General features: G+C 36.9%; 22 protein-coding genes. 15 read left to right on the top strand and 7 right to left on the bottom strand.

Translation table 11 applies throughout. From position 1 onward, the window contains the following. From RE431_RS05095 to RE431_RS05075, 5 genes are all read left to right on the top strand, one after another. On the top strand, positions 1-753 hold the full coding sequence (locus tag RE431_RS05095) for a 3-keto-disaccharide hydrolase (protein WP_309560887.1): 753 nt from the start codon (positions 1-3) through the stop codon (positions 751-753). Positions 754-841: 88 nt separating this feature from the next. Then, a complete protein-coding gene (locus tag RE431_RS05090) occupies positions 842-2053 on the top strand; it encodes a bifunctional alpha/beta hydrolase/OsmC family protein (protein WP_309560886.1) in 1212 nt (403 codons plus the stop codon). Positions 2054-2164: 111 nt separating this feature from the next. After that, positions 2165-2758, top strand: a complete 594-nt coding sequence (locus RE431_RS05085; protein ID WP_309560885.1) for a superoxide dismutase family protein — start codon at positions 2165-2167, stop codon at positions 2756-2758. Positions 2759-2849: 91 nt separating this feature from the next. Then, positions 2850-3380 (top strand): RNA polymerase sigma factor, encoded by a 531-nt coding sequence (locus RE431_RS05080; RefSeq protein WP_309560884.1) that lies wholly within the window; start codon positions 2850-2852, stop codon positions 3378-3380. Positions 3381-3383: 3 nt separating this feature from the next. Beyond that, the gene (locus RE431_RS05075; RefSeq protein WP_309560883.1) at positions 3384-4190 is read left to right on the top strand and encodes an anti-sigma factor; all 807 of its coding nucleotides are present in this window, start codon (positions 3384-3386) and stop codon (positions 4188-4190) included. 245 nt (positions 4191-4435) lie between these two features. On the opposite strand, the gene RE431_RS05070 is transcribed toward RE431_RS05075, so the two are convergent. Genes RE431_RS05070 through RE431_RS05060 form a run of 3 tightly spaced genes read right to left on the bottom strand, consistent with a single transcriptional unit; the run spans position 4436 to position 6848 of the window. Continuing rightward, positions 4436-5191, bottom strand: coding sequence for a LytR/AlgR family response regulator transcription factor (locus RE431_RS05070; protein WP_309560882.1), 756 nt, complete (start codon positions 5189-5191; stop codon positions 4436-4438). A gap of 14 nt (positions 5192-5205) precedes the next feature. Further along, complete coding sequence (locus RE431_RS05065; RefSeq protein ID WP_309560881.1) at positions 5206-5520, bottom strand: 2TM domain-containing protein; 315 nt, start codon at positions 5518-5520, stop codon at positions 5206-5208. Then, on the bottom strand, positions 5520-6848 hold the full coding sequence (locus tag RE431_RS05060; protein WP_309560880.1) for a 2TM domain-containing protein: 1329 nt from the start codon (positions 6846-6848) through the stop codon (positions 5520-5522). The genes RE431_RS05065 and RE431_RS05060 overlap by 1 nt, the downstream gene beginning before the upstream one ends. Before the next feature lie 183 nt (positions 6849-7031). On the opposite strand from RE431_RS05060, the gene RE431_RS05055 reads away from it, so the two are divergent. Continuing rightward, the gene (locus RE431_RS05055) at positions 7032-7466 is read left to right on the top strand and encodes a hemerythrin domain-containing protein (protein ID WP_309560879.1); all 435 of its coding nucleotides are present in this window, start codon (positions 7032-7034) and stop codon (positions 7464-7466) included. Between the two features lie 33 nt (positions 7467-7499). Here RE431_RS05055 and RE431_RS05050 read toward each other — a convergent pair whose 3' ends face one another. Continuing rightward, positions 7500-8807, bottom strand: coding sequence for an NAD(P)/FAD-dependent oxidoreductase (locus tag RE431_RS05050; protein WP_309560878.1), 1308 nt, complete (start codon positions 8805-8807; stop codon positions 7500-7502). Between the two features lie 126 nt (positions 8808-8933). Between RE431_RS05050 and RE431_RS05045 the strand changes: the two genes are divergently transcribed. Further along, positions 8934-9428 carry an RNA polymerase sigma factor gene (locus tag RE431_RS05045; RefSeq protein ID WP_309560877.1) on the top strand — a complete coding sequence of 165 codons (495 nt, stop codon included), beginning with the start codon at positions 8934-8936 and terminating at the stop codon, positions 9426-9428. Between the two features lie 6 nt (positions 9429-9434). After that, complete coding sequence (locus RE431_RS05040; protein ID WP_309560876.1) at positions 9435-10073, top strand: hypothetical protein; 639 nt, start codon at positions 9435-9437, stop codon at positions 10071-10073. Positions 10074-10113: 40 nt separating this feature from the next. On the opposite strand, the gene RE431_RS05035 is transcribed toward RE431_RS05040, so the two are convergent. Beyond that, positions 10114-10917 carry a lysophospholipid acyltransferase family protein gene (locus tag RE431_RS05035; RefSeq protein WP_309560875.1) on the bottom strand — a complete coding sequence of 268 codons (804 nt, stop codon included), beginning with the start codon at positions 10915-10917 and terminating at the stop codon, positions 10114-10116. A gap of 74 nt (positions 10918-10991) precedes the next feature. Next, on the bottom strand, positions 10992-11630 hold the full coding sequence (locus RE431_RS05030; protein ID WP_309560874.1) for an NUDIX hydrolase: 639 nt from the start codon (positions 11628-11630) through the stop codon (positions 10992-10994). Between RE431_RS05030 and RE431_RS05025 the strand changes: the two genes are divergently transcribed. After that, complete coding sequence (locus tag RE431_RS05025) at positions 11629-12402, top strand: peptidylprolyl isomerase (protein WP_309560873.1); 774 nt, start codon at positions 11629-11631, stop codon at positions 12400-12402. The two genes, RE431_RS05030 and RE431_RS05025, sit on opposite strands and share 2 nt — an antisense overlap. Here the strand turns inward: RE431_RS05025 and RE431_RS05020 are convergent, their stop codons facing one another. Beyond that, entirely contained in the window at positions 12403-13116 is a 714-nt protein-coding gene (locus RE431_RS05020) for an RDD family protein (protein WP_309560872.1), read from the bottom strand. It lies immediately after the preceding gene. A gap of 34 nt (positions 13117-13150) precedes the next feature. Between RE431_RS05020 and RE431_RS05015 the strand changes: the two genes are divergently transcribed. The 6 genes from RE431_RS05015 to RE431_RS04990 are packed head-to-tail and all read left to right on the top strand — an operon-like array spanning position 13151 to position 19251. Next, positions 13151-14125 carry a stage II sporulation protein M gene (locus tag RE431_RS05015; RefSeq protein WP_309561330.1) on the top strand — a complete coding sequence of 325 codons (975 nt, stop codon included), beginning with the start codon at positions 13151-13153 and terminating at the stop codon, positions 14123-14125. Next, positions 14106-14966 (top strand): DUF7847 domain-containing protein, encoded by an 861-nt coding sequence (locus RE431_RS05010; protein WP_309560871.1) that lies wholly within the window; start codon positions 14106-14108, stop codon positions 14964-14966. The genes RE431_RS05015 and RE431_RS05010 overlap by 20 nt, the downstream gene beginning before the upstream one ends. A 6-nt stretch (positions 14967-14972) precedes the next feature. Continuing rightward, positions 14973-15734, top strand: a complete 762-nt coding sequence (locus RE431_RS05005) for a DUF4129 domain-containing protein (RefSeq protein WP_309560870.1) — start codon at positions 14973-14975, stop codon at positions 15732-15734. Further along, positions 15727-16944 (top strand): DUF4350 domain-containing protein, encoded by a 1218-nt coding sequence (locus RE431_RS05000; RefSeq protein ID WP_309560869.1) that lies wholly within the window; start codon positions 15727-15729, stop codon positions 16942-16944. Before RE431_RS05005 ends, RE431_RS05000 begins: the two co-directional genes overlap by 8 nt. Continuing rightward, positions 16916-17920 carry an AAA family ATPase gene (locus tag RE431_RS04995; protein ID WP_309560868.1) on the top strand — a complete coding sequence of 335 codons (1005 nt, stop codon included), beginning with the start codon at positions 16916-16918 and terminating at the stop codon, positions 17918-17920. The genes RE431_RS05000 and RE431_RS04995 overlap by 29 nt, the downstream gene beginning before the upstream one ends. Then, positions 17920-19251, top strand: coding sequence for a DUF58 domain-containing protein (locus RE431_RS04990; protein ID WP_309560867.1), 1332 nt, complete (start codon positions 17920-17922; stop codon positions 19249-19251). Before RE431_RS04995 ends, RE431_RS04990 begins: the two co-directional genes overlap by 1 nt. Positions 19252-19317: the final 66 nt, after the last annotated feature.

Genomic DNA, 19317 nt, shown 5'->3' with positions numbered 1-19317 from the left:
ATGAAGAAAATTTTAATAATAGGATGTTCTGTATTGGCGCTTACTGCCTGCAAAAATGAAAAAAAAGAAGTTGAAGAGACTGAAATGGTTGAGAAAACTGAAATGAAAAGTTCAGAAGAAACTCAGGAAGAATGGCAGGAACTGTTTAACGGTCAGGATCTTGAGGGATGGAAGGCTTTTAATAAAGATTCTATATCAGGTCAATGGAAAGTTGAAGATGGAGCAATCTCCTTCACTCCTGCTGAAGGTAAAAGGGAGAAAACCGAAAACCTTATCAGTGAAGAAGAATTTGAAAGTTTTGAACTTTCCCTGGAATGGAAAATTTCGGAAGGTGGAAATAGCGGTATAATGTGGGCTGTTCAGGAAGATGAAAAATACAATGAACCTTATTTAACCGGTCCTGAAATTCAGGTTTTGGATAACCAGAAACACCCTGACGCTAAAAATGGACCAAATCGTACCGCCGGAGCATTATATGATATGGTTCCACCGAGTGAGGACGCAACAAAACCTGCTGGCGAATGGAATAAAGAGACCATTCATATTGACTATGAAGCAAATAAAGGCTGGGTAGAATTGAATGGTACCAGAGTTACAGAATTCCCGGTAAAAGGCGAAGAGTGGAAAAACATGGTAAGCAAATCTAAATTCAGCGAATGGGAAGGCTTTGGAACCACTCCTAAAGGCCATATTGCTTTACAGGACCATGGTGACAAGGTTTGGTATAGAAATATCAAGATCAAGCAACTATAGATTTATCTGAACAAATTATAAAGCTGCCTTTTCAGGCGGCTTTTTTTTGGCTTATATTCGATAAAACTCAAATGTAAATATTGAAATTATGCAAAAGACCGAAGTGAGTTTCAAAAATTCTGATGACAAAGAGCTAAAGGGAATCCTTGAATTACCGGGAAATCAGCAACCCGAAAATTTTATAATTTTCGCTCATTGTTTTACCTGTAATAAGAATTTTCATGCACCTTCCAATATTAGTAAAACCCTTGCCTCAAAGGGCTACGGAGTTCTGAGGTTTGATTTTACGGGGCTAGGTGAAAGCGAAGGTGATTTTTCAGATACAAATTTCAGCAGTAACGTTCAGGATCTTATAGCCGCTTCAGATTATTTGGAAAAGGAGTATAAAGCTCCTACGATGATCATTGGTCATTCTTTAGGAGGAGCCGCGGCATTGTTCGCTTCACAAAAATTAGATTCCATTAAATGTATGGTTACCATCAATGCGCCTTCTAACCTCGCTCATGTTCAGAAACATTTTGAATCGAGTTTAGAACAGATAGAAAAGGAAGGATTTGCAAATATTAAGATTGGCGGAAGGAGTTTTAAGATCAAAAAACAGTTCATTGATGATCTCAGGAAAAATGAAGAAGGTACAGCTTTGAAAGAGGTTCGTAAAGCGCTGCTTATTTTGCATTCCCCTCAGGATGACATCGTTTCTATAGATCATGCTGAAGAATTATATAGGTCTGCCTGGCATCCAAAAAGTTTCGTGAGTCTTAATGGCTCAGATCATATGCTGAGTAATAAAGAAGATTCTAAATATGTAGGAGATGTGATCTCTGCCTGGGCTGGAAAATATATTGAAAAATCTATTTCTCCAGAATTAAAAACAGATCACGAAGTCATGGCAAATCTGGGTCCGGAAGGTTTTACCACTCAAATGGTCGCCGGGAATCATTATTTTATTGCTGATGAACCAATAAAAGTTGGCGGCAGTGATCTGGGCCCTACTCCTTACGAATTACTTTCTAGCGGACTTGCAGCCTGTACCTCGATGACTATTCAGATGTATGCACGCAGAAAAAAATGGCAGGTAGAAAATGTAGAGACCCATGTGAATCATTCAAAAAAACATGCCGATGATTGTGAGGATTGTGAGAATGCTTCGGCGAAAATAGACAGTTTTGACAGAGAGATTTCCATACAAGGAAAACTGGATGAAAAACAGCTAAAAAGATTACTGGAAATTGCCGATAAATGCCCTGTGCATAAGACACTTTCAACCAACGCCTACATTTCTACAAAATTAAAAGAATAGTACTTTATTGCTAAATAGCACCACTGTTAAGCTATCCTTAAATCTTTGGTGATACTTCTGAATACGTTTAATTTAGTTCTAAATAATTGAAATATTAAACCAATCGAAACTATGAAACGTATCAGTTTATCTCTTATTCTTTGTGCTGGATTAATTTTTACCGGGTGTAAGAATGAGAAAAAAGAAAAAGAAATGGAAGACCAGTCAGAAACTGAAATGAAGTCTGATATGGAAACCAAAAAAGAGGAAGAAGTAAAAAAAGTAAAAGTAACCCTTGAGGCAAAAAGCGATTCTAATCTAAGTGGAAACGTGGTATTCACAGAAGAAAATGGAGAGGTTTCTATGACCGCTATCATTTCTGGTCTTGCTGAAGGAACTCACGCAATACATATTCACGAAAAAGGTGATTGCTCTGCTGCAGATGGTAAATCTGCCGGAGGACACTGGAATCCAACAGATGCTCAACATGGTAAATGGGGAAGCGCTGAAGGATACCACAAAGGAGATATAGGAAACTTTAAAGTAGATGCTAACGGTAATGGAACTGTTAACTTAACTACAGATGAATGGTGTATAGATTGTGGTGATGAGGAAAAAGATATTTTAGGTAAAGCCGTGATCGTTCACGATGGTGTAGACGATTATACGTCACAACCTTCTGGAGCAGCAGGAAACCGTGTTGGTTGTGGTGTGATAGAAATGTAGTTCACAGAAACTTATAAAATTAAAAGCGGCTCTATAGTCGCTTTTTTTATTTATTATTTAAAGCTATATTTATTTCCTCAAACAACCACCTATGCAACAAGACGGATTAATCCTCGAATTACAGAACGGTAATCAGAGGGCTTTTGAACGAATCTATGAATTGTATTCTGAAAGTACCTACGGAATAATTTATAGCATCGTACACGATGAAAAAATCGCTGAAGAGGTTCTTCAGGATGTTTTTCTAAAAATCTGGAATAATTCTTCTTCTTACAATTCAGACAAGGGAAGATTTTTTACCTGGGTTCTTAATATCGCGAGAAATGCATCTATAGATCAGATACGGTCTAAGAGCCATAAAAACTCGCAAAAAAACCTAACTACTGATAATTTCGTAGATATTTTGGAGAGCGGATCTAATTTCTCATCAAAAGCTGATGCGATTGGAATTAAAAAATACATCGGCATTTTAAAACCGGTTTGTAAGAAATTAATAGATCTATTGTTCTTTAAAGGATTTACACAAAAAGAAACAGCAGAAGAACTTGATATGCCATTAGGAACTGTGAAAACAAAAAACAGAGCCTGTATCAACAAACTGCGAGAAATGTTAGTAGAATAACACATGGATATACAAGAATACATATCATCTGGAATATTAGAACTTTACGTTTACGGAGCACTTACCGAAGCTGAAAGCCGAGAAGTAAGTAAGGCTTTGAAGGAGCATCCTGAAATTCGTAAAGAAGTAGAAGAGATCGAGATTGCATTGCAAAAACTTTCTTCTGCAGTAGCGCCAACATATAATGCTGAAGCATTACTATCAAGCATTAAGCAAAAATTAGGCAATAAGTCTGATGGAGCCGTGATCAACATTGAAAGGAAAAAAGAAACTGATTGGGTATCTTATGCTGGATGGGCTGCGACAATTGTTCTGCTTATCGGACTGTTCTTCGTATTTGAAGATAAGAACAATCTGAGGGAACAATTAAATTCAGAAAAAGCTAAAACTGCAAAAATGGAACAGCAGATCGCTGATGCCAGAGAAGATGCAGATAAAACTGAAGAATTGTTAGCAGTTCTTAGAGATAAGGATGTATCAAGAATTCCTCTTCAGGGACAAACGGTAGATCCGGGAGCATTTGCTGCTGTTTACTGGAATAAGAAAGAGAACAAAGCTTATATAGACGCTGCAGAACTTCCTGAGCCTCCAAGAGGTAAGGTTTACCAGGTATGGTCTTTAAAGCTTGATCCTTTAACTCCTACAAGTATTGGTTTACTTGATGAGTATGAAGTTGATGACAACAAGATCTTCCTTCTTGAAAATGCAAATGAATCTGAAGCATTTGGAATCACACTTGAGCCGGAAGGTGGTAGTGAATCTCCAACAATGGATCAACTATACGTGCTTGGAGCGGTTGCCGCACCTTGATCAATTAGACTGTCACATATATATAATAAGTAAGCCCCGGACTTCCGGGGCTTACTTTTGTAAATACTTGGACGATTTCCGAAGAAACCTCTAGCGCCAAGCATCTAACCAACCAAAAAAATCAAAAACTCAAATCGACATAATTCGACCAAAAATTATTCAAACAACCTTTAGAGTTTATGTATCAAGATATACGGAAGGAGATGCCAGGCGGTTTTAAAAAATTCAATTTTAACATTTATAGATCAGTTACTTAGCCAGGTTTTAAAGTCCTTAACCCTTTCTCTACTTACTATGAGCTGAAATTCCTGGAAATTTTCAAGTTTTATCTCTAACCTGGAATTCGTATAAGAAACTATGTCTTTTATTGCCTTTATGTTCAAAATACACTTGCGGTTGATCCTGTAAAACTTTTCAGGATCCAGTTCATCTTCTAATTGTTCTAATGGAATTTCAACAGGATAGTTTCTTCCGGAGAAACAATGAATGTAGGTAGCCTTATTTTCTGAATAGAAACAAGCTATATCAGAAATATTAACAAGTTTTAAATGCTGCCCTACCTGTGCAGTAAACCTGGATTTGAAAGTTTTCTGAATTGAGGGAAGATTTAGTAATGATCTTAATTCGGTTACATTGATACTTTCAGATGATTGCTGGGTATTCCTGAATTTTTTTATAGCAGCTTCCAGTTCCTCTTCGTCTATAGGTTTAAGCAGGTAATCTATGCTATTCAGTTTAAACGCTTTCAACGCATACTCATCATAGGCTGTAGTAAAAATGATGGCACTATCTGTTTTTATATGGTCAAAGATTTCAAATGATAGCCCATCGCTTAATTGAATATCCAGGAAAATTAGATCCGGATGTTTGTTATTTTTAAACCATTCTATAGATTCTATAACTGAATGCAGCATAGTATCCACTTCTATTCCAATTTTAGAGAGCATGCGCTGCAGTCTTCTTGCTGCCGGCTTCTCGTCTTCAATAATTAGTACTTTCACTTATGCTGTTTTAACTATTTCCAGAGTTGCTTTTTGTCCTGATCCATCAATTCCTTGATCTTGCGCTCTTCCCATTTCTTTCCAAACAGAAAGTTAGGTCCGAAGACACTGGCCCAATGAGCAAAAAGCCCAATTCCCCAGAAAAATAAAGTAGAGTAATTTGAAATATCGTTCAATCCACTCATAAATCCAACATCCTGAGTTGTTAGAATAAATATACCTGCATTTATAAAAATATATACCGCCAGGTGAACATAAAAGCCTTTAATATCTTTTACTCTTTTTTGTGCAGCTTTATAGCTGATGTTATTTTTATAGTCGGTTTCCATTATCTCCAAGATTTATTTTGTGCCTGATCTTTTTCCATTAGTTCGCGAATCTTACGTTCTTCCCAGTTAGATCCATATCCAAATACCGAGAAACCGTGAATAGTCAATCCTAATCCCCACCCAAAAAGCGGAAACCAGAACCATTGAAATTCCCAATAAGTATAATAATTTACGAAAATCAGGAATGGTATTACTACACAGTATGATATTAGATTTCCGTAGAATTCCTTGATCTCCTTTACACGTTGTTTTGCTTTGAAATAAGCGTTTTCCTCGTTGTTTACAGTTGTTTCCATAATTGAAATTTGTTTGGTTAGTACAGGTAATTTCACCCTGAAAAAATCTTTAGTTTGTTCTATGCTTACTTTTCGTTGAGTAACCACATTATATCTATTCACAATGTTTTGAAGTCCCACTCCTTTGCGGTCGCTCAAAACCTCCTTTTTCTGGTAATTGTTTTCCACGATTAAATTCCCCGCCTCTTCGTATATCCTGATTTTTAATGGATTTTTCTCATTGACGATATTATGCTTTATCGTATTCTCCAGTAATAGTTGCAGGGATAATGGAACCACCTTTGCTTCTTCGTTTGATAATTGTTCTGGTATCTCGAAATAGATGCTATTTTCAAAACGCATCTTCAGTAACTTAATGTAGGTATTGGCAAAATTCAGCTCTTCCTTTAAACTCACTAATTCCTTGTCTTTCTGCTCCAGAACATATCTATAAACTTTGGATAAAGAAGTGGTAAATTTTTGTGCCTGGTCTGGATTCTCATCAATTAAGGATGCCAGTACATTTAAACTATTGAAAAGAAAATGAGGATCAAGCTGATTCTTTAGCGCATCAAATTTAGCTGAAGCGGTGCCTGCAATGATCTTCTGTTCCTTAACTCTCTTTTCCTGAAGTGCTTTATAGAAATAAACCAGATGAAAAAATAGAGAAATGATGGTAATGAATAGTAACGGACCTAAATAATAAACAAGGCGTTCCTTTGAAATGAATTCCGAGAACGAGGTTGAATTAAATAAAACTTCGTCCACAATTCTACATAGAAAGTAAAATATGAGCGTTAGAATGATGGAGCCTCCCGCAGCAAGAAGAATCCTTCGAAGACTAGCTCCTTCCCAACCAATCTTTTCACCGAAATACAGAAAATAAAGACTGTTCACGGTGGTAAGAACGATACAGTAAAAAAAGTATGTCCCCCAAACTTTGAGTTCCAGAAGTGTTTCAAAAGACTTGTCAGTGCTGAAAATAGTTTCAATAACAACTAGGATCACACATATGGCAACGCTTATTTTTAATATTTTGAAAAGTAGTTTCATTTTCTATTTAATTCTAATGCTAAAGTCTGGCAATTCTACTTTTCCATCTAATCTATCAAACCGAACTGTCGATTTTCTATTCTGAATTGTAGCGTTCCCTCAATTTTGGCTTTTCAATCCTAAAATTAAATATTCTTTAACATTAAAATGAATAACTTGGATTCAAATCCAAAAAATTAAATAATGACCATTTTCGAAGCATTAAGACAGGAACACGAGATCCAGAGAGATCTTATAGATAAACTCATTAAGACGGAAGGAAAAACTGAAGAGCGCAAAAAGATCTTTGAAAACCTTAAACATGAATTAAAGATTCACGAAGATGCCGAAGAACGTCATTTTTATGTGCCTTTAATGAAAAAGGATATGACGCAGGAAAAAGCACGTCATAGCGTTGCTGAACATCATGAAATGGATGAGCTGGTTGAACAAATGGAAGATACCGAGATGGATGCCTCAAACTGGTTGAAACTCGCAAAAGATCTTGAGCATCAGTTGATTCACCATTTAGAAGAAGAAGAACACGAAGTTTTCCAGATGGCTGGGAAGGTCTTAACAGATAAACAGAAAACAGATCTGGCTGATAGTTACAATAAAGAGATCAGAAAAAATAGATAATTAAAAAGGCTGCCAATTGGCAGCCTTTATTTTTTATACTTTTTCTTCATCCATCCGCATATTCTCTTCCTGACCTTTAAAAGGTCTTATGATCAATCGGGCTGCCTTATCGAAATTCACATAATTATAGATCCAGTTAAAAAAGGTCACAGTTCGGTTTCTAAAACCTACCAGGAACCAGAGATGTACGAACATCCATACGAACCAGGCTAGAAAACCTGAAAATTTCCATTTATGAAGGTCTACTACTGCTCTATTTCTACCAACAGTTGCCATGGTTCCTTTATCAAAATAATCAAAGGCTTCTAGCTTTTCGCCTCTTATCAAGTGTTTGATATTCTTGGCCAGATGTTTTCCTTGCTGGATCGCTGGCTGAGCTACCATCGGATGACCTTTCGGAAATTCTTCCGTTTTCATCAAGGCAATATCGCCAATCGCAAATATATTCTCGTAGCCGTTCACCTGGTTAAAAGCATTTACCTCATACCTATTTGCTTTTTCTACGAGTGCAGATGCATTCAAACCTTTAACGGGTGCTCCCGTAACTCCGGCAGACCAGATAAAAGTTTCAGTTTTTATAGCAAGATCGGTATTGGTTTTCACCAAATGCCCATCGTAATTCTCTACCATCGTATTCAAATGAATCTTTACGCCCAGTTCTTCCAGCATTTCATGTGCTTTTTTGGAAGCATGCTCACTCATAGGTGGTAAAACTCTATCAAGCCCTTCTAAGAGATGAATGTTCATTTCATTTGGATTCAGGTCTGGATAATCTTTAGGAACAATATGATTCCTTAATTCTGCTATAGCACCACTTAGTTCCACTCCAGTTGGACCGGCGCCGGCCAGAACAAAATTCAGCAAAGCTTTTCTTCTTTCAGGATCTTCAGTAATCGTAGCCTGTTCTAGATTTTCCAGGATCAGACTTCTAATGTTCAATGCCTGCGGAACAGTTTTCATCCACATTCCGTGCTCCTCGATGCTATCATTTCCGAAGAAATTGGTTTTAGAACCTGTCGCGATCACAAGGTAATCATAGACAAGATCGCCAATACTTGTATGTACTGTATTTTTTTCCGCAGAAATAGATTGAACTTCAGCGAGTCTGAAAAAGCACTTTTTACTGGAACGGGTGATCTTTCTTAAAGGATACGCAATGGAATCTGGCTCCAGACCAGAGGTTGATACCTGATATAATAATGGTTGAAAAGTATGATAATTGTGCCTGTCTAAAAGAACCATTTGCATGTCTTCTTTTAAAATCTTTCTGGCGAGCGCCATACCGGCAAAACCACCTCCTATAATTACAACTCTTGGTAAGTCTGTTCTTGGGATATTCATAAAAATGGTCGGTTTACCTCAAATTTACTATTTATAGAAGTAATCGGGGATGGATTAACTAGAAATTAAAGTTTTTTGTAACATAGCATTGTTTTTAGCTACCAATTACGTGCTAACCAAAGTTTCGTGAACAAAGAATTAGAACATCAGTTTGTAACCAATCTGGAGCAACACCAGAATATTGCGCACAAGATCTGCCGTATCTATACCAATGATAAAGATTCGCATAATGATCTTTTTCAGGAGATCACGATCCAGTTATGGAAAGCCTATCCTAAGTTCCGAGGTGATTCAAAATTCAGTACCTGGATGTATAGAGTTGCTTTGAATACTGCTATCACACTTTACAGGAAGAAGAAGAGAAGTATCAGAACCCAGGATTATGACAGTGTTCATTTCAAGATCAAATCTGAAGAATATGATGATGAAGTTGAACAGCATTTAAAATTAATGTATGATGCGATTAGACAATTGAATGATATTGATAAAGCTCTTATTTTTCTTTACCTGGAAGATAAGAATTATGCCGAGATCTCTGAAACCCTTGGGATCACTGAAGTTAATGCGCGAGTTAAAATGAACAGGGTGAAAACGAAATTGAAAAACCTTATAAATCCTTGATATATTATGGATGATTTAGATCTATTGAAAAAGGATTGGAAAAAGCAGGAAAAGAATCTGCCTCATCTTTCCTACGACGAACTTTACAAAATGATATGGAAGAGATCTTCTTCTATAGTGAAATGGATATTTATAATAAGCATAGTAGAGTTTCTACTAGGTGCCGTTCTAAACATTTTCCTGGCTGATGATCATTACTGGGAACAAATGGAAAAGTACAGTCTAACCGAGTTTATTATTGCCACCTACGTGATCAGTTATCTTATCACTTTCTACTTTATTTATAAATTCTATAATAACTATAGAAGTATTTCAACCACCGACAGTGCTTCGATGTTGATGAAAAGTATTCTTAAGACACGAAAAACGGTGAAGTATTACATCAGTTTTATATTGATCTCAAGTGGTGTGGTCTTCCTGGTTTCCCTTATTCTAATGTTAAGAAATCATGCAGTGAACGCAGATCCGGGACAAGCCAATATGGAGTTCGACACAAAACAATGGGCTATCTTTATTGGAGGTACATTGATCGCACTAGCCATTTTGCTTGGTATTATCTGGCTCATATACCGTGTTGTTTATGGAATACTTTTAAGAAGATTACATAAAAACTATAAGGAACTGAAGAAACTAGAAATGGAATAAAAAAATGCCGGATTAGAATCCGGCATTTTTTTATGTTTTTTTAATATCCCCAACGGCGTTGTTCGTTCAAATCTTCCATCGCGTCGATTTCTTCTTTTGGAATTACTTTTAAGAAAGATGGATGCTGTTCTATGGCGTATTCCAATTTTTGCACGATTTCTTCGATGGTTTCATTTTCATAATCGATTTCCAATGGTTTCTTGATCTGAAATGTTTGAAGAATTCCACGCTTTTTAATTCTCAGACCTTTCTTATCGAAAGAACGCCTGAAGCCATCTATAACAATAGGTATTACTAAAGGCTTGTGATTTTTAATGATATGTGCAGTTCCTTTTCTAATTGGCTTAAAAGGTTTGGTTGTCCCTTGTGGAAATGTGATCACCCATCCATCTTCAAGTGCAACCCCAATATTTTCTGTATCATTAGGATTAACTTCCCTTTTGATCTCCTGCCCTTTTGCTCTCCATGTTCTTTCAACAGTAACCGCTCCCGCGTAAGACATAATTCTTGCCAGAAGACCGGCTTTCATTGTCTCCTTCGCAGCAACATAATAAATGTTCATTTTTGGTTGCCAGATATAGCCAACGTTTTTGATGCTATCAACTCTTCCGCTTAAACTGGCATTAAAAACATGAAACATCGCCGTAACATCAGCAAAATATGTTTGATGATTTGATACAAAAAGTACATTAGTATCGGGCAAATTCTTAATGATCTCAGATCCTTCGATCTGAAGTTCATTATAACCTCGATATCTTCGATGCGTTAAAACTCCAAAAATGCGGATCAACCACTTTTTCAGAATCAGGTAATGCCCAAATGGATTCTTTTTGAATAATCCCATTGCTGATCTTTTTTATTTAGGCTCTAAATCCAGCTTTTATAGAACCGGCGGCAAATATAATAATTAGTATTTGATTATATTTTGATTAATAATTCTCTTATTTCGCTTAACATCATTCCCGTAGCACCCCAAACTACATGACCATTCAGCCTATAGGCCGGGACTTCAATATCTTCTGCATATGATGTACTGAGATTCTCTGTGATAAGACTGTTTTCGTCCAGAAACTCACTTAGCTTCACTTCTAATATTGCTTCAACTTCAGATTCCTGGGCGATCATTTCGGGCGTTTTATGCATGATCCCAAAATAAGGCTGTACCCAGAAATTGGATGGCGGAATATAAAGTCGCGTAAGTTTTTTCAATACTACGATCTCATTTCTTGGAATTCCAACCTCCTCTTCAGTTTCCCTTAAAGCGGTAGCTTCCAGATCTGCATCTTCCTCTTCTACTCTACCTCCTGGAAAACCAACCTGATTAGAATGAACGCCTTTATAAGTTTTACGTAAGATCAATACCATCCTGGTATCACAGTCATTATCTGGATAAAATACGGCCATAACTCCGGCTTCATGAGGATTTTTACTAGGAATATCAATTTCCCTTAACTCGTTAATTCTAATAAGCGGGGCTAGTTTTCTATGTGCCTCTTCTCCTGGAAGCGGCATTTTTTTTAACTTTGAAATCCTGTTTTTAAAAATTTCGAATTCCATGTTTAGAAATCTTTCTTTATTCTCAATTCTTTTAATTCTCGTTTTCGCAAGTTGTGAAGATAAGGAAACTTCCTCAGAAAAAGGCCAGACAAAGTCGGCGGAAGAGCTAAAGGCTCAGAGAAAAGAAGATTCAATTCAACGAGCAAGGGATAGTATTTTTGAATTAAGAAAAAAGGAGCTGGCTAAAGAGGATAAAGGCTCGAAGGTCGAAGAAAACCCTATGTTTCCTATAGTTCAGGAGGAATTTATTCCAACAATCACCGAATATGGAAACAATAATCCTGAAACCAGGGTGAGAATCAAGACCAAATTTGGGAATATTGATGTTCAGCTTTATAGGGATACCCCAATGCACAGGGCTAATTTTATCATGCTGGTTAAAAATGACTATTATAACGATACCTTCTTCCATCGAGTGGCTCCAGGTTTCGTGATCCAGGGAGGGAATGCAGATAACCAGGTAACCGCGAGTAATCGTGGAGATGTTGGCAATTACCTGATCCCAAGTGAATTTGACGCCGGTCATAAACATTCATACGGAGCATTTTCAGCCGCTAAATATGCAGAGCAGAATGTTAGTAAGGCATCTTCTCCTTTCGAATTTTTTATAGTAATGGATAAAGGCGGAACTCCGCACTTAAATAATGATCATACTGTTTTCGGTAGAGTTATTAGCGGAATGGATGTTGCTGAAAAGATCGCGCAGGTAAAAACCGGAAATTCAGAATGGCCTATCGATAATATTGAAATTGATATTGATATCCTGGATTGATCACTGCATGGTGTAGTAATTATAATCGCTTATCACGCGTTTGATAAATTCCACTGGTCTTTCTTCAAATCTTACATCCATTAATTCGGCTACCTTTTCACTCAGGGATATAATAATGTTATGATTGCCATTAGCTACGGCATTATTATATAAATTCTTTATCTCCTGAATATCATTATCGCTTAGTACGGTGACCTGGGAATATTTTGGCTGGTAGTTTTCAGGAAGGGCGACGTGAAGGGTATTATGAATACTCATTTTTTTCTTTTCAGATATAACCGTGGTGTTTGCAGCAATATCTCCAAGTCGCTGTCCTTTTCCATTGAAAAGTATAGTAACCACCGCAATCCCACCACCGGTGAGGCCAATATCTATAAAACGTAACAACCATCTTATAAGGTAATCAGAGAATCGCGGCCGTGAACCATCTTTTTTTACCACCCTTAATTCCAGAAGAGCTTTTCCCGGTGATCGTCCGTCATAGAAAGTTTCCCAAAGCAGATCATAAAGGAAGAATGGCAATCCTAGAACGAGGTAATACATCCACACAGTACCACTATCACCGGTTAAACCTGCAATTAGCACTCCGGCAAGCACGAGATAAAATACCACTATTACTCCATCAATTAGAAATGCGAGGATCCTGTCTCCTATTCCCGCAGCATTCTGTTCAATACTAATATTTTGAGCGGTTTCAATTTGAAAATTATCCATTAAATATGTTTCTTTGGGTTTTATTCAAAACACGATGCGCGAGGCTGCTTTTGTTAGGCAAAATAAAGATAAATGGGTTAAGTACGAAAGCCTCCTTCAAAATAATAGGAACCTTTCGCCCGAGCAACTCACAGATATTTATATAGAATTAAGTGATGATCTTAGTTATTCCAAGACCTTTTATCCAAAGAGTAACACTACGCGCTACTTAAACGGAATAGCTTCTGGATTACATCAAAAAATATATAGTTCTAAAAAGGAATCTGGAAACAGGTTCATCACGTTTTTCACTAAAGAATTTCCAGAGCAATTCCACAAACATCACAAGCAACTACTATTAAGCTTTCTGATCTTCGGAATTTTTACCCTTATTGGTGCTTATAGTGCTGCCAATGATGCGGCTTTTGTAAGGTCTATTCTTGGTGACGCTTATGTGAATATGACTTTAGAGAATATTTCTAATAAAGATCCGATGGCAGTTTATAAACAGGCCTCCGAGATCGATATGTTTCTAGGGATCACAATTAATAATATCAGGGTTTCTCTAATGGCTTTTTCCATGGGTGTTCTTGCAGGTATTGGTACCGTATTTCTATTGATGCAGAATGCAGTTATGCTGGGAAGCTTTCAGTATTTCTTTTATGACCAAGGTGTCCTGTGGGAATCTGTAAGAACAATCTGGATACACGGTACTATTGAGATCTCGGTGATTATCATTGCCGGTTGTGCGGGACTTGTGGTTGGAAAAAGCATCCTTTTTCCAGCAACTTACAGCAGATTGAAATCCTTTACTATGGGTATCAAGGATGGGCTGAAAATTGTGATCAGCACGATTCCATTATTCATCGTAGCAGGCTTCCTGGAAGGTTTTGTCACCAGGATCACTTCAATGCCAGATTGGCTTGCAATTTTGATCATTATAAGCTCACTAGCATTGATTTTGTTTTATTATGTTTACTACCCCTTATACCTATTAAAAAAGTCAAAAAATGAATCAGGACTATATTGAATTCAAGAAACAACGTGAACTTGGCGAAATCATTAGCATCACGTTTAAATTCCTTCGAGAAAATTACAAATCTGGCGGAAAGATTTTTCTAAAATTAGTAGGTCCTGCCTTCCTGCTTCTCATCGCTGCAGTTACTTATTACGCGTGGTCCACTCTGGGAACTTCCTTTCTGGGCACGGCAGGATTAAATATGTCTGACTTTATTATTTCAGGAGGTTTACTAATTCTGGCCTATTTGCTATATATGACTTCGATGACAGGAACTATTTATCATATTATCCTGTCTTATATCAACAATAATGGAACTATAGATACATCAGAAGTATCAGCGGGCTTAAAACATGATTTCGGTAAGATCCTTTTGGTTTCTTTAATTTCATGGGCACTCATTCTCGCAGGAACTTTGTTACTTGTAATTCCAGGTATCTATGTGGCAATCCCATTGAGTCTCGCCAGCGCAGTGCTTGTTTTTCGGAATAATGGCGCCATAGACAGTATTTCAGATTGTTTTGATCTGGTAAAAAGTAACTGGTGGAGCACCTTTGGAACTCTATTTTGTGTTGGAATAATCGTATATCTAATAAGCCTTGTATTTCAGTTACCTACTATCGTTTACATGATGGTCAAGGCATTTGTATCTGCCAACGAACAATCGGCTAGCGGAAGCTTTACAGACCAATTGGGAACAGGTTATATAATTTTAAATGTGATTACCACCATCATCCAGTATCTTGTTTACAGCATCACTCCGGTTGCTATAGCATTCATTTATTTTAATCTGAATGAAAAGAAGAATTATACCGGTACTTACGAAACTATTCAAAACCTCGGGAAACAATAATTGATCTTGGCTAAAAAGTTTCTATTCTTTCTGATATTTTTATCCTTCAGTTTCCTGCATTCCCAGGAAGCAGATTCACTGGAGGTCCAAAAGGAGATGCAGTATGATGAGAATTCTGAACTTTTGCCTCTAGAACTTGATGATTCCCAGATTGAAGATTACCGCAATCAAAAGGATTTCAACTATATCGAAACGGTAGAAAATGATAGCTGGTGGACCCGATTCAAGAAATGGCTGAATGCCAAATATAATCAGTTCATTAACTGGTTGTTCGGAGACTATGAAGCGAATTCAATACTCGCAGCTTTCATTGCCGTCCTTCCTTATTTACTGATATTAGCAATTATAGCCTTAGTAGTTTGGTTATTCTCTAAATTAAATCCCGGAGGTAAAATTCTGAGAGAACAAAAAACAAGCGAAGTATTCCTTTCTGAAGAAGAAGATCTGGTCAAGAATGAAGATCTTCTAAGCTTAATGAAAGAAGCTATTCAAAATGGTAATTTTCGCCTTGCTGTAAGATATTATTACCTGCTTCAATTAAGAAAACTGGATGATCTGGAAATCATTCAGTATGAATATCAGAAAACGAATAGGGACTATCTTATGGAGATCAGGGATCAAAAGATCAAGGATCAATTCTCCAATATTTCAAAATTATATGAATTTATCTGGTACGGAAGCTTTCAGGTTTCTGAGACCGACTACAGATTAGCCGAAAAAGGCTTTGTTCAAATGGAAGATTCACTTAAAAATCTTCGGTATGAATAAGACCTATAAAATAGCTTTTGGCCTTTTTATATTACTGGTCATTTCTCTGGCCTGGTTGGAAAGCAACGAACCTGAACCAATTAACTGGACTCCGAGTTATACCAATTCAGATAAAATTCCTTTAGGTAGTTATATCTTCTATGAAACCTGGAAAGATAATCAGCCAGATCGTATCTCAGAGATCAGAATTCCTCCTTATGAATATTTAAATGATGCTCCTGAAAATGGTACCTATTTTTTCCTGAATAATTATGTGAATCTGGAAGGTGACGAACTTGACGATATTCTAAACTGGGTTTCTGAAGGAAATACTTTATTCATCTCTGCCTATAATTTTGGAGAAAAGTTGCAGGACACTTTGCAGGTTGAACTCTCCTCGTTTATAAGTATGGATGGATTTAAGACTCGACCAAAATTAAACCTGGTCAATTCCAATTTGAAATTTGAAAAAGCTTTAGAATTTGATCATGATCTGCCTGCTGTCTATTTCAATAAGATAGATACTCTTAATCAGGTAATTCTAGGAACGTCCAGCTTTGAGAATGCCAATGAAAATGAAAAGGTGAATTTCTTAAGAACTTCATTCGGAGATGGAAAGATCTTTCTTCATACGGTTCCGCAGGCTTTCAGCAATTATTTCTTATTACAGAAAGATAATTACAAATACAATAAGGGCTTATTGGCTTATCTTGGTAATGAAAAGATTCTTTGGGATTCTTATTATAAATCTGGAAAAAGCTTTTTTACTTCTCCTCTTTATATCTTGTTGAATAATCGCGCCTTGAAATGGGCTTATTACTTTGTGATCATAGCAGCCATACTTTTTATCTTATTTGAAGGCAAAAGAAAACAGCGCGCAATTCCCATAGTTGAGCCTCCTCAGAATAAATCTTTTGAGTTCACTCAAACCATGTCGCAGTTATATATTGAACAGAAAAAGTATCATGAACTTGGTTTGAAAAAGATCGCACTGTTCATGGAATATATAAGAAATAAATACAGGCTAGACTCTTCTAGCATTAATGAGAGATTTTATATAGATCTCGCCGGAAAAAGTGAGAACAGCCTGGAACAAACAAAAGCTTTATTCGTTAAGATCTTTAATTTTCAAAAGAATTTTGAAAACGATAAAAATGAATTCTTCGAATTAACCAATAGCATTAATACATTTAAAAAGGATGATGGAAAATCAGGAACCAAACCAGAATAACGAAGAACTGAAATTTGAGAACAGAATACCACTGGAAGGGCTTAAAGAGGCGGTAGAAAGTCTAAAATCACAGCTTTCTAAAGTAATCGTTGGCCAGGATAACTTTGTTGAATTATTGATCGTTGGAATGCTTTCTAATGGTCATGTTCTAATTGAGGGTGTTCCAGGCGTTGCAAAAACGATAACCGCTAAATTGTTCGCGAAATGTTTAAAGACAGACTTCAGCAGGATTCAATTCACACCAGACCTAATGCCAAGTGATGTCCTGGGAACTTCTATTTTCAATACCAAGATCTCCGAATTTGAATTCAAGAAAGGTCCAATTTTTTCAAATATCGTACTGATAGATGAGATTAACAGGGCACCGGCGAAAACTCAGGCGGCACTTTTTGAGGTAATGGAAGAGCGACAGGTAACCATGGATGGAAAGCTTTATAAAATGGATGCGCCCTTTATGGTTCTGGCCACACAGAACCCTATTGAGCAGGAAGGAACTTATGCCCTTCCGGAAGCCCAGCTAGACCGCTTTCTTTTTAAGATCGAAGTGGGTTATCCTGAGTTGGAAGATGAAGTTAGAATTCTGCAAACTCACCACGATAGAAAAGGTAGGCTGCCAGAAACGGAAGTAGATGCAGTTCTTGAACCTCAAAAGATCGAAGAACTAAGAGATCAGATCCAGGGAGTTATCTTTGAAGAAAAACTTCTTAATTATATCGCTGAACTCGTAAATAAGACGAGAAATCACCCGCATTTATACCTGGGAGCAAGTCCGCGAGCATCTATAGCTGTAATGAACGCAGCTAAGGCATTTGCAGCAGTAAATGGAAGAGATTTCGTTATTCCGGAAGACATTAAAAACTCACTCAAGCCAGTGCTGGCTCATCGTCTTATCCTTTCACCAGATCGCGAAATGGAAGGTATGACGGCCGGCAGCGTTATAGATATGATCACACAATCTGTAGAAATACCTCGATAGTGATAAAATTCATCAGATCATTATATTTTGGAAGACGGGTATTCTATGCCCTATTCGGGATTTCCCTGCTATTCCTAATCTCTTTTTGGTTCCAGCCATTATATAGTATAACCTGGATCATAACCGCCATATTAGGAGTCCTGGTTTTAACCGATATCGTTGCTTTGTATAGCAAATCATCGATATCTGCAGATAGATTATTACCCGAAAAATTTTCAAATTCTGATGAAAACACTGTTGAAATCCAGATTAAAAACGACTACGGATTTAAACTTCATGCTGAAGTGATCGATGAGATCCCAATTCAGTTTCAAAAAAGAGATTTCTTAAGGTCTATTGAATTACAATCTGGAAAGAAAATTCGTTTCGAATATCTTTTGAAACCTTTAAAAAGAGGAGAATATGTATTTGGCAATCTAAACATATATGTGTTCAGCATTCTGAAATTAGCGAAAAGAAGATTCGTCTACAATAAAGATCAAATGGTTAAGGTCTACCCTTCTTTCATCCAGATGAAAAAACTGGATTTTATGGCCTTGGACCAGAAGATCAATATGCACGGAATAAAGAAGATCCGCAGGATTGGGCATACCATGGAATTTGAGCAGATCAAGGAATATGTTCGAGGTGATGATGTGAGAACCATCAATTGGAAGGCGACAGCAAAACATAAACAATTAATGGTAAATCAATTCCAGGATGAAAGATCGCAACCCGTTTATTCGATCATTGATTCTGGAAGAATGATGAAAATGCCTTTCGAAGGATTAAGCCTTTTAGATTACGCCATCAACAGTTCGCTCGCTTTTTCAAATATTGCTTTAAAGAAAAAAGATAAGGTTGGAATGCTGTCGTTTTCCAACAAAATGGATAAGCTACAGAAGGCAAGCTCAAAACTAAGCCAGCTAAACCGGATCATGGAAGCTTTATATAATGTGGACACCGGATTTTATGATAGTGATTTCAGTTTGCTTTATTCGAGGATCAAAAAGAATATTACGCATAGAAGTTTATTGATGCTCTATACAAACTTTGAGCATATTTCTGCGCTGAACAGACAATTACCTTACTTAAAGGCGATAGCGAAAAATCATATGTTGGTGGTAATCTTTTTTGAAAATACCGAAATGACCAAACTCACTAATATCACACCCGAAAATATTAGTGAAAGCGCGCATCAAACGGTTGCTGAACAATTTGCGCATAACAAATTACTTATGGCTAAGGAATTGCAGAGACACGGCATACAAACATTACTTACGCCACCAAAGGACCTTAGCGTTAATGCTATCAATAAATATCTCGAAATTAAAGCCAGAGGTTTACTCTAATTACAATTCGGTATATATATTCAACAATTCGGTGAATTGATTTTCTGAAAAACGCATTCTGAACCT

The sequence above is a fragment of the Christiangramia sediminicola genome (genome assembly GCF_031344135.1).
Taxonomy (GTDB): Bacteria; Bacteroidota; Bacteroidia; order Flavobacteriales; family Flavobacteriaceae; genus Christiangramia; species Christiangramia sediminicola.
This window is presented reverse-complemented; position numbering and strand designations above follow the sequence as displayed.

Excerpts from the sequence above, each read along its gene's own strand:
- RE431_RS05000 (WP_309560869.1), top strand. The coding sequence starts at position 15,727 with ATGAATAAGACCTATAAAATAGCTTTTGGCCTTTTTATATTACTGGTC.
- RE431_RS05090 (WP_309560886.1), top strand. The coding sequence starts at position 842 with ATGCAAAAGACCGAAGTGAGTTTCAAAAATTCTGATGACAAAGAGCTA.
- RE431_RS05080 (WP_309560884.1), top strand. The coding sequence starts at position 2,850 with ATGCAACAAGACGGATTAATCCTCGAATTACAGAACGGTAATCAGAGG.
- RE431_RS05085 (WP_309560885.1), top strand. The coding sequence starts at position 2,165 with ATGAAACGTATCAGTTTATCTCTTATTCTTTGTGCTGGATTAATTTTT.
- RE431_RS05030 (WP_309560874.1), bottom strand. The coding sequence starts at position 11,630 with ATGGAATTCGAAATTTTTAAAAACAGGATTTCAAAGTTAAAAAAAATG.
- RE431_RS05010 (WP_309560871.1), top strand. The coding sequence starts at position 14,106 with ATGAATCAGGACTATATTGAATTCAAGAAACAACGTGAACTTGGCGAA.
- RE431_RS05060 (WP_309560880.1), bottom strand. The coding sequence starts at position 6,848 with ATGAAACTACTTTTCAAAATATTAAAAATAAGCGTTGCCATATGTGTG.
- RE431_RS05040 (WP_309560876.1), top strand. The coding sequence starts at position 9,435 with ATGGATGATTTAGATCTATTGAAAAAGGATTGGAAAAAGCAGGAAAAG.
- RE431_RS05015 (WP_309561330.1), top strand. The coding sequence starts at position 13,151 with ATGCGCGAGGCTGCTTTTGTTAGGCAAAATAAAGATAAATGGGTTAAG.
- RE431_RS05075 (WP_309560883.1), top strand. The coding sequence starts at position 3,384 with ATGGATATACAAGAATACATATCATCTGGAATATTAGAACTTTACGTT.
- RE431_RS05035 (WP_309560875.1), bottom strand. The coding sequence starts at position 10,917 with ATGGGATTATTCAAAAAGAATCCATTTGGGCATTACCTGATTCTGAAA.
- RE431_RS05050 (WP_309560878.1), bottom strand. The coding sequence starts at position 8,807 with ATGAATATCCCAAGAACAGACTTACCAAGAGTTGTAATTATAGGAGGT.
- RE431_RS05020 (WP_309560872.1), bottom strand. The coding sequence starts at position 13,116 with ATGGATAATTTTCAAATTGAAACCGCTCAAAATATTAGTATTGAACAG.
- RE431_RS04995 (WP_309560868.1), top strand. The coding sequence starts at position 16,916 with ATGGAAAATCAGGAACCAAACCAGAATAACGAAGAACTGAAATTTGAG.
- RE431_RS05025 (WP_309560873.1), top strand. The coding sequence starts at position 11,629 with ATGTTTAGAAATCTTTCTTTATTCTCAATTCTTTTAATTCTCGTTTTC.
- RE431_RS05095 (WP_309560887.1), top strand. The coding sequence starts at position 1 with ATGAAGAAAATTTTAATAATAGGATGTTCTGTATTGGCGCTTACTGCC.
- RE431_RS05055 (WP_309560879.1), top strand. The coding sequence starts at position 7,032 with ATGACCATTTTCGAAGCATTAAGACAGGAACACGAGATCCAGAGAGAT.
- RE431_RS05065 (WP_309560881.1), bottom strand. The coding sequence starts at position 5,520 with ATGGAAACCGACTATAAAAATAACATCAGCTATAAAGCTGCACAAAAA.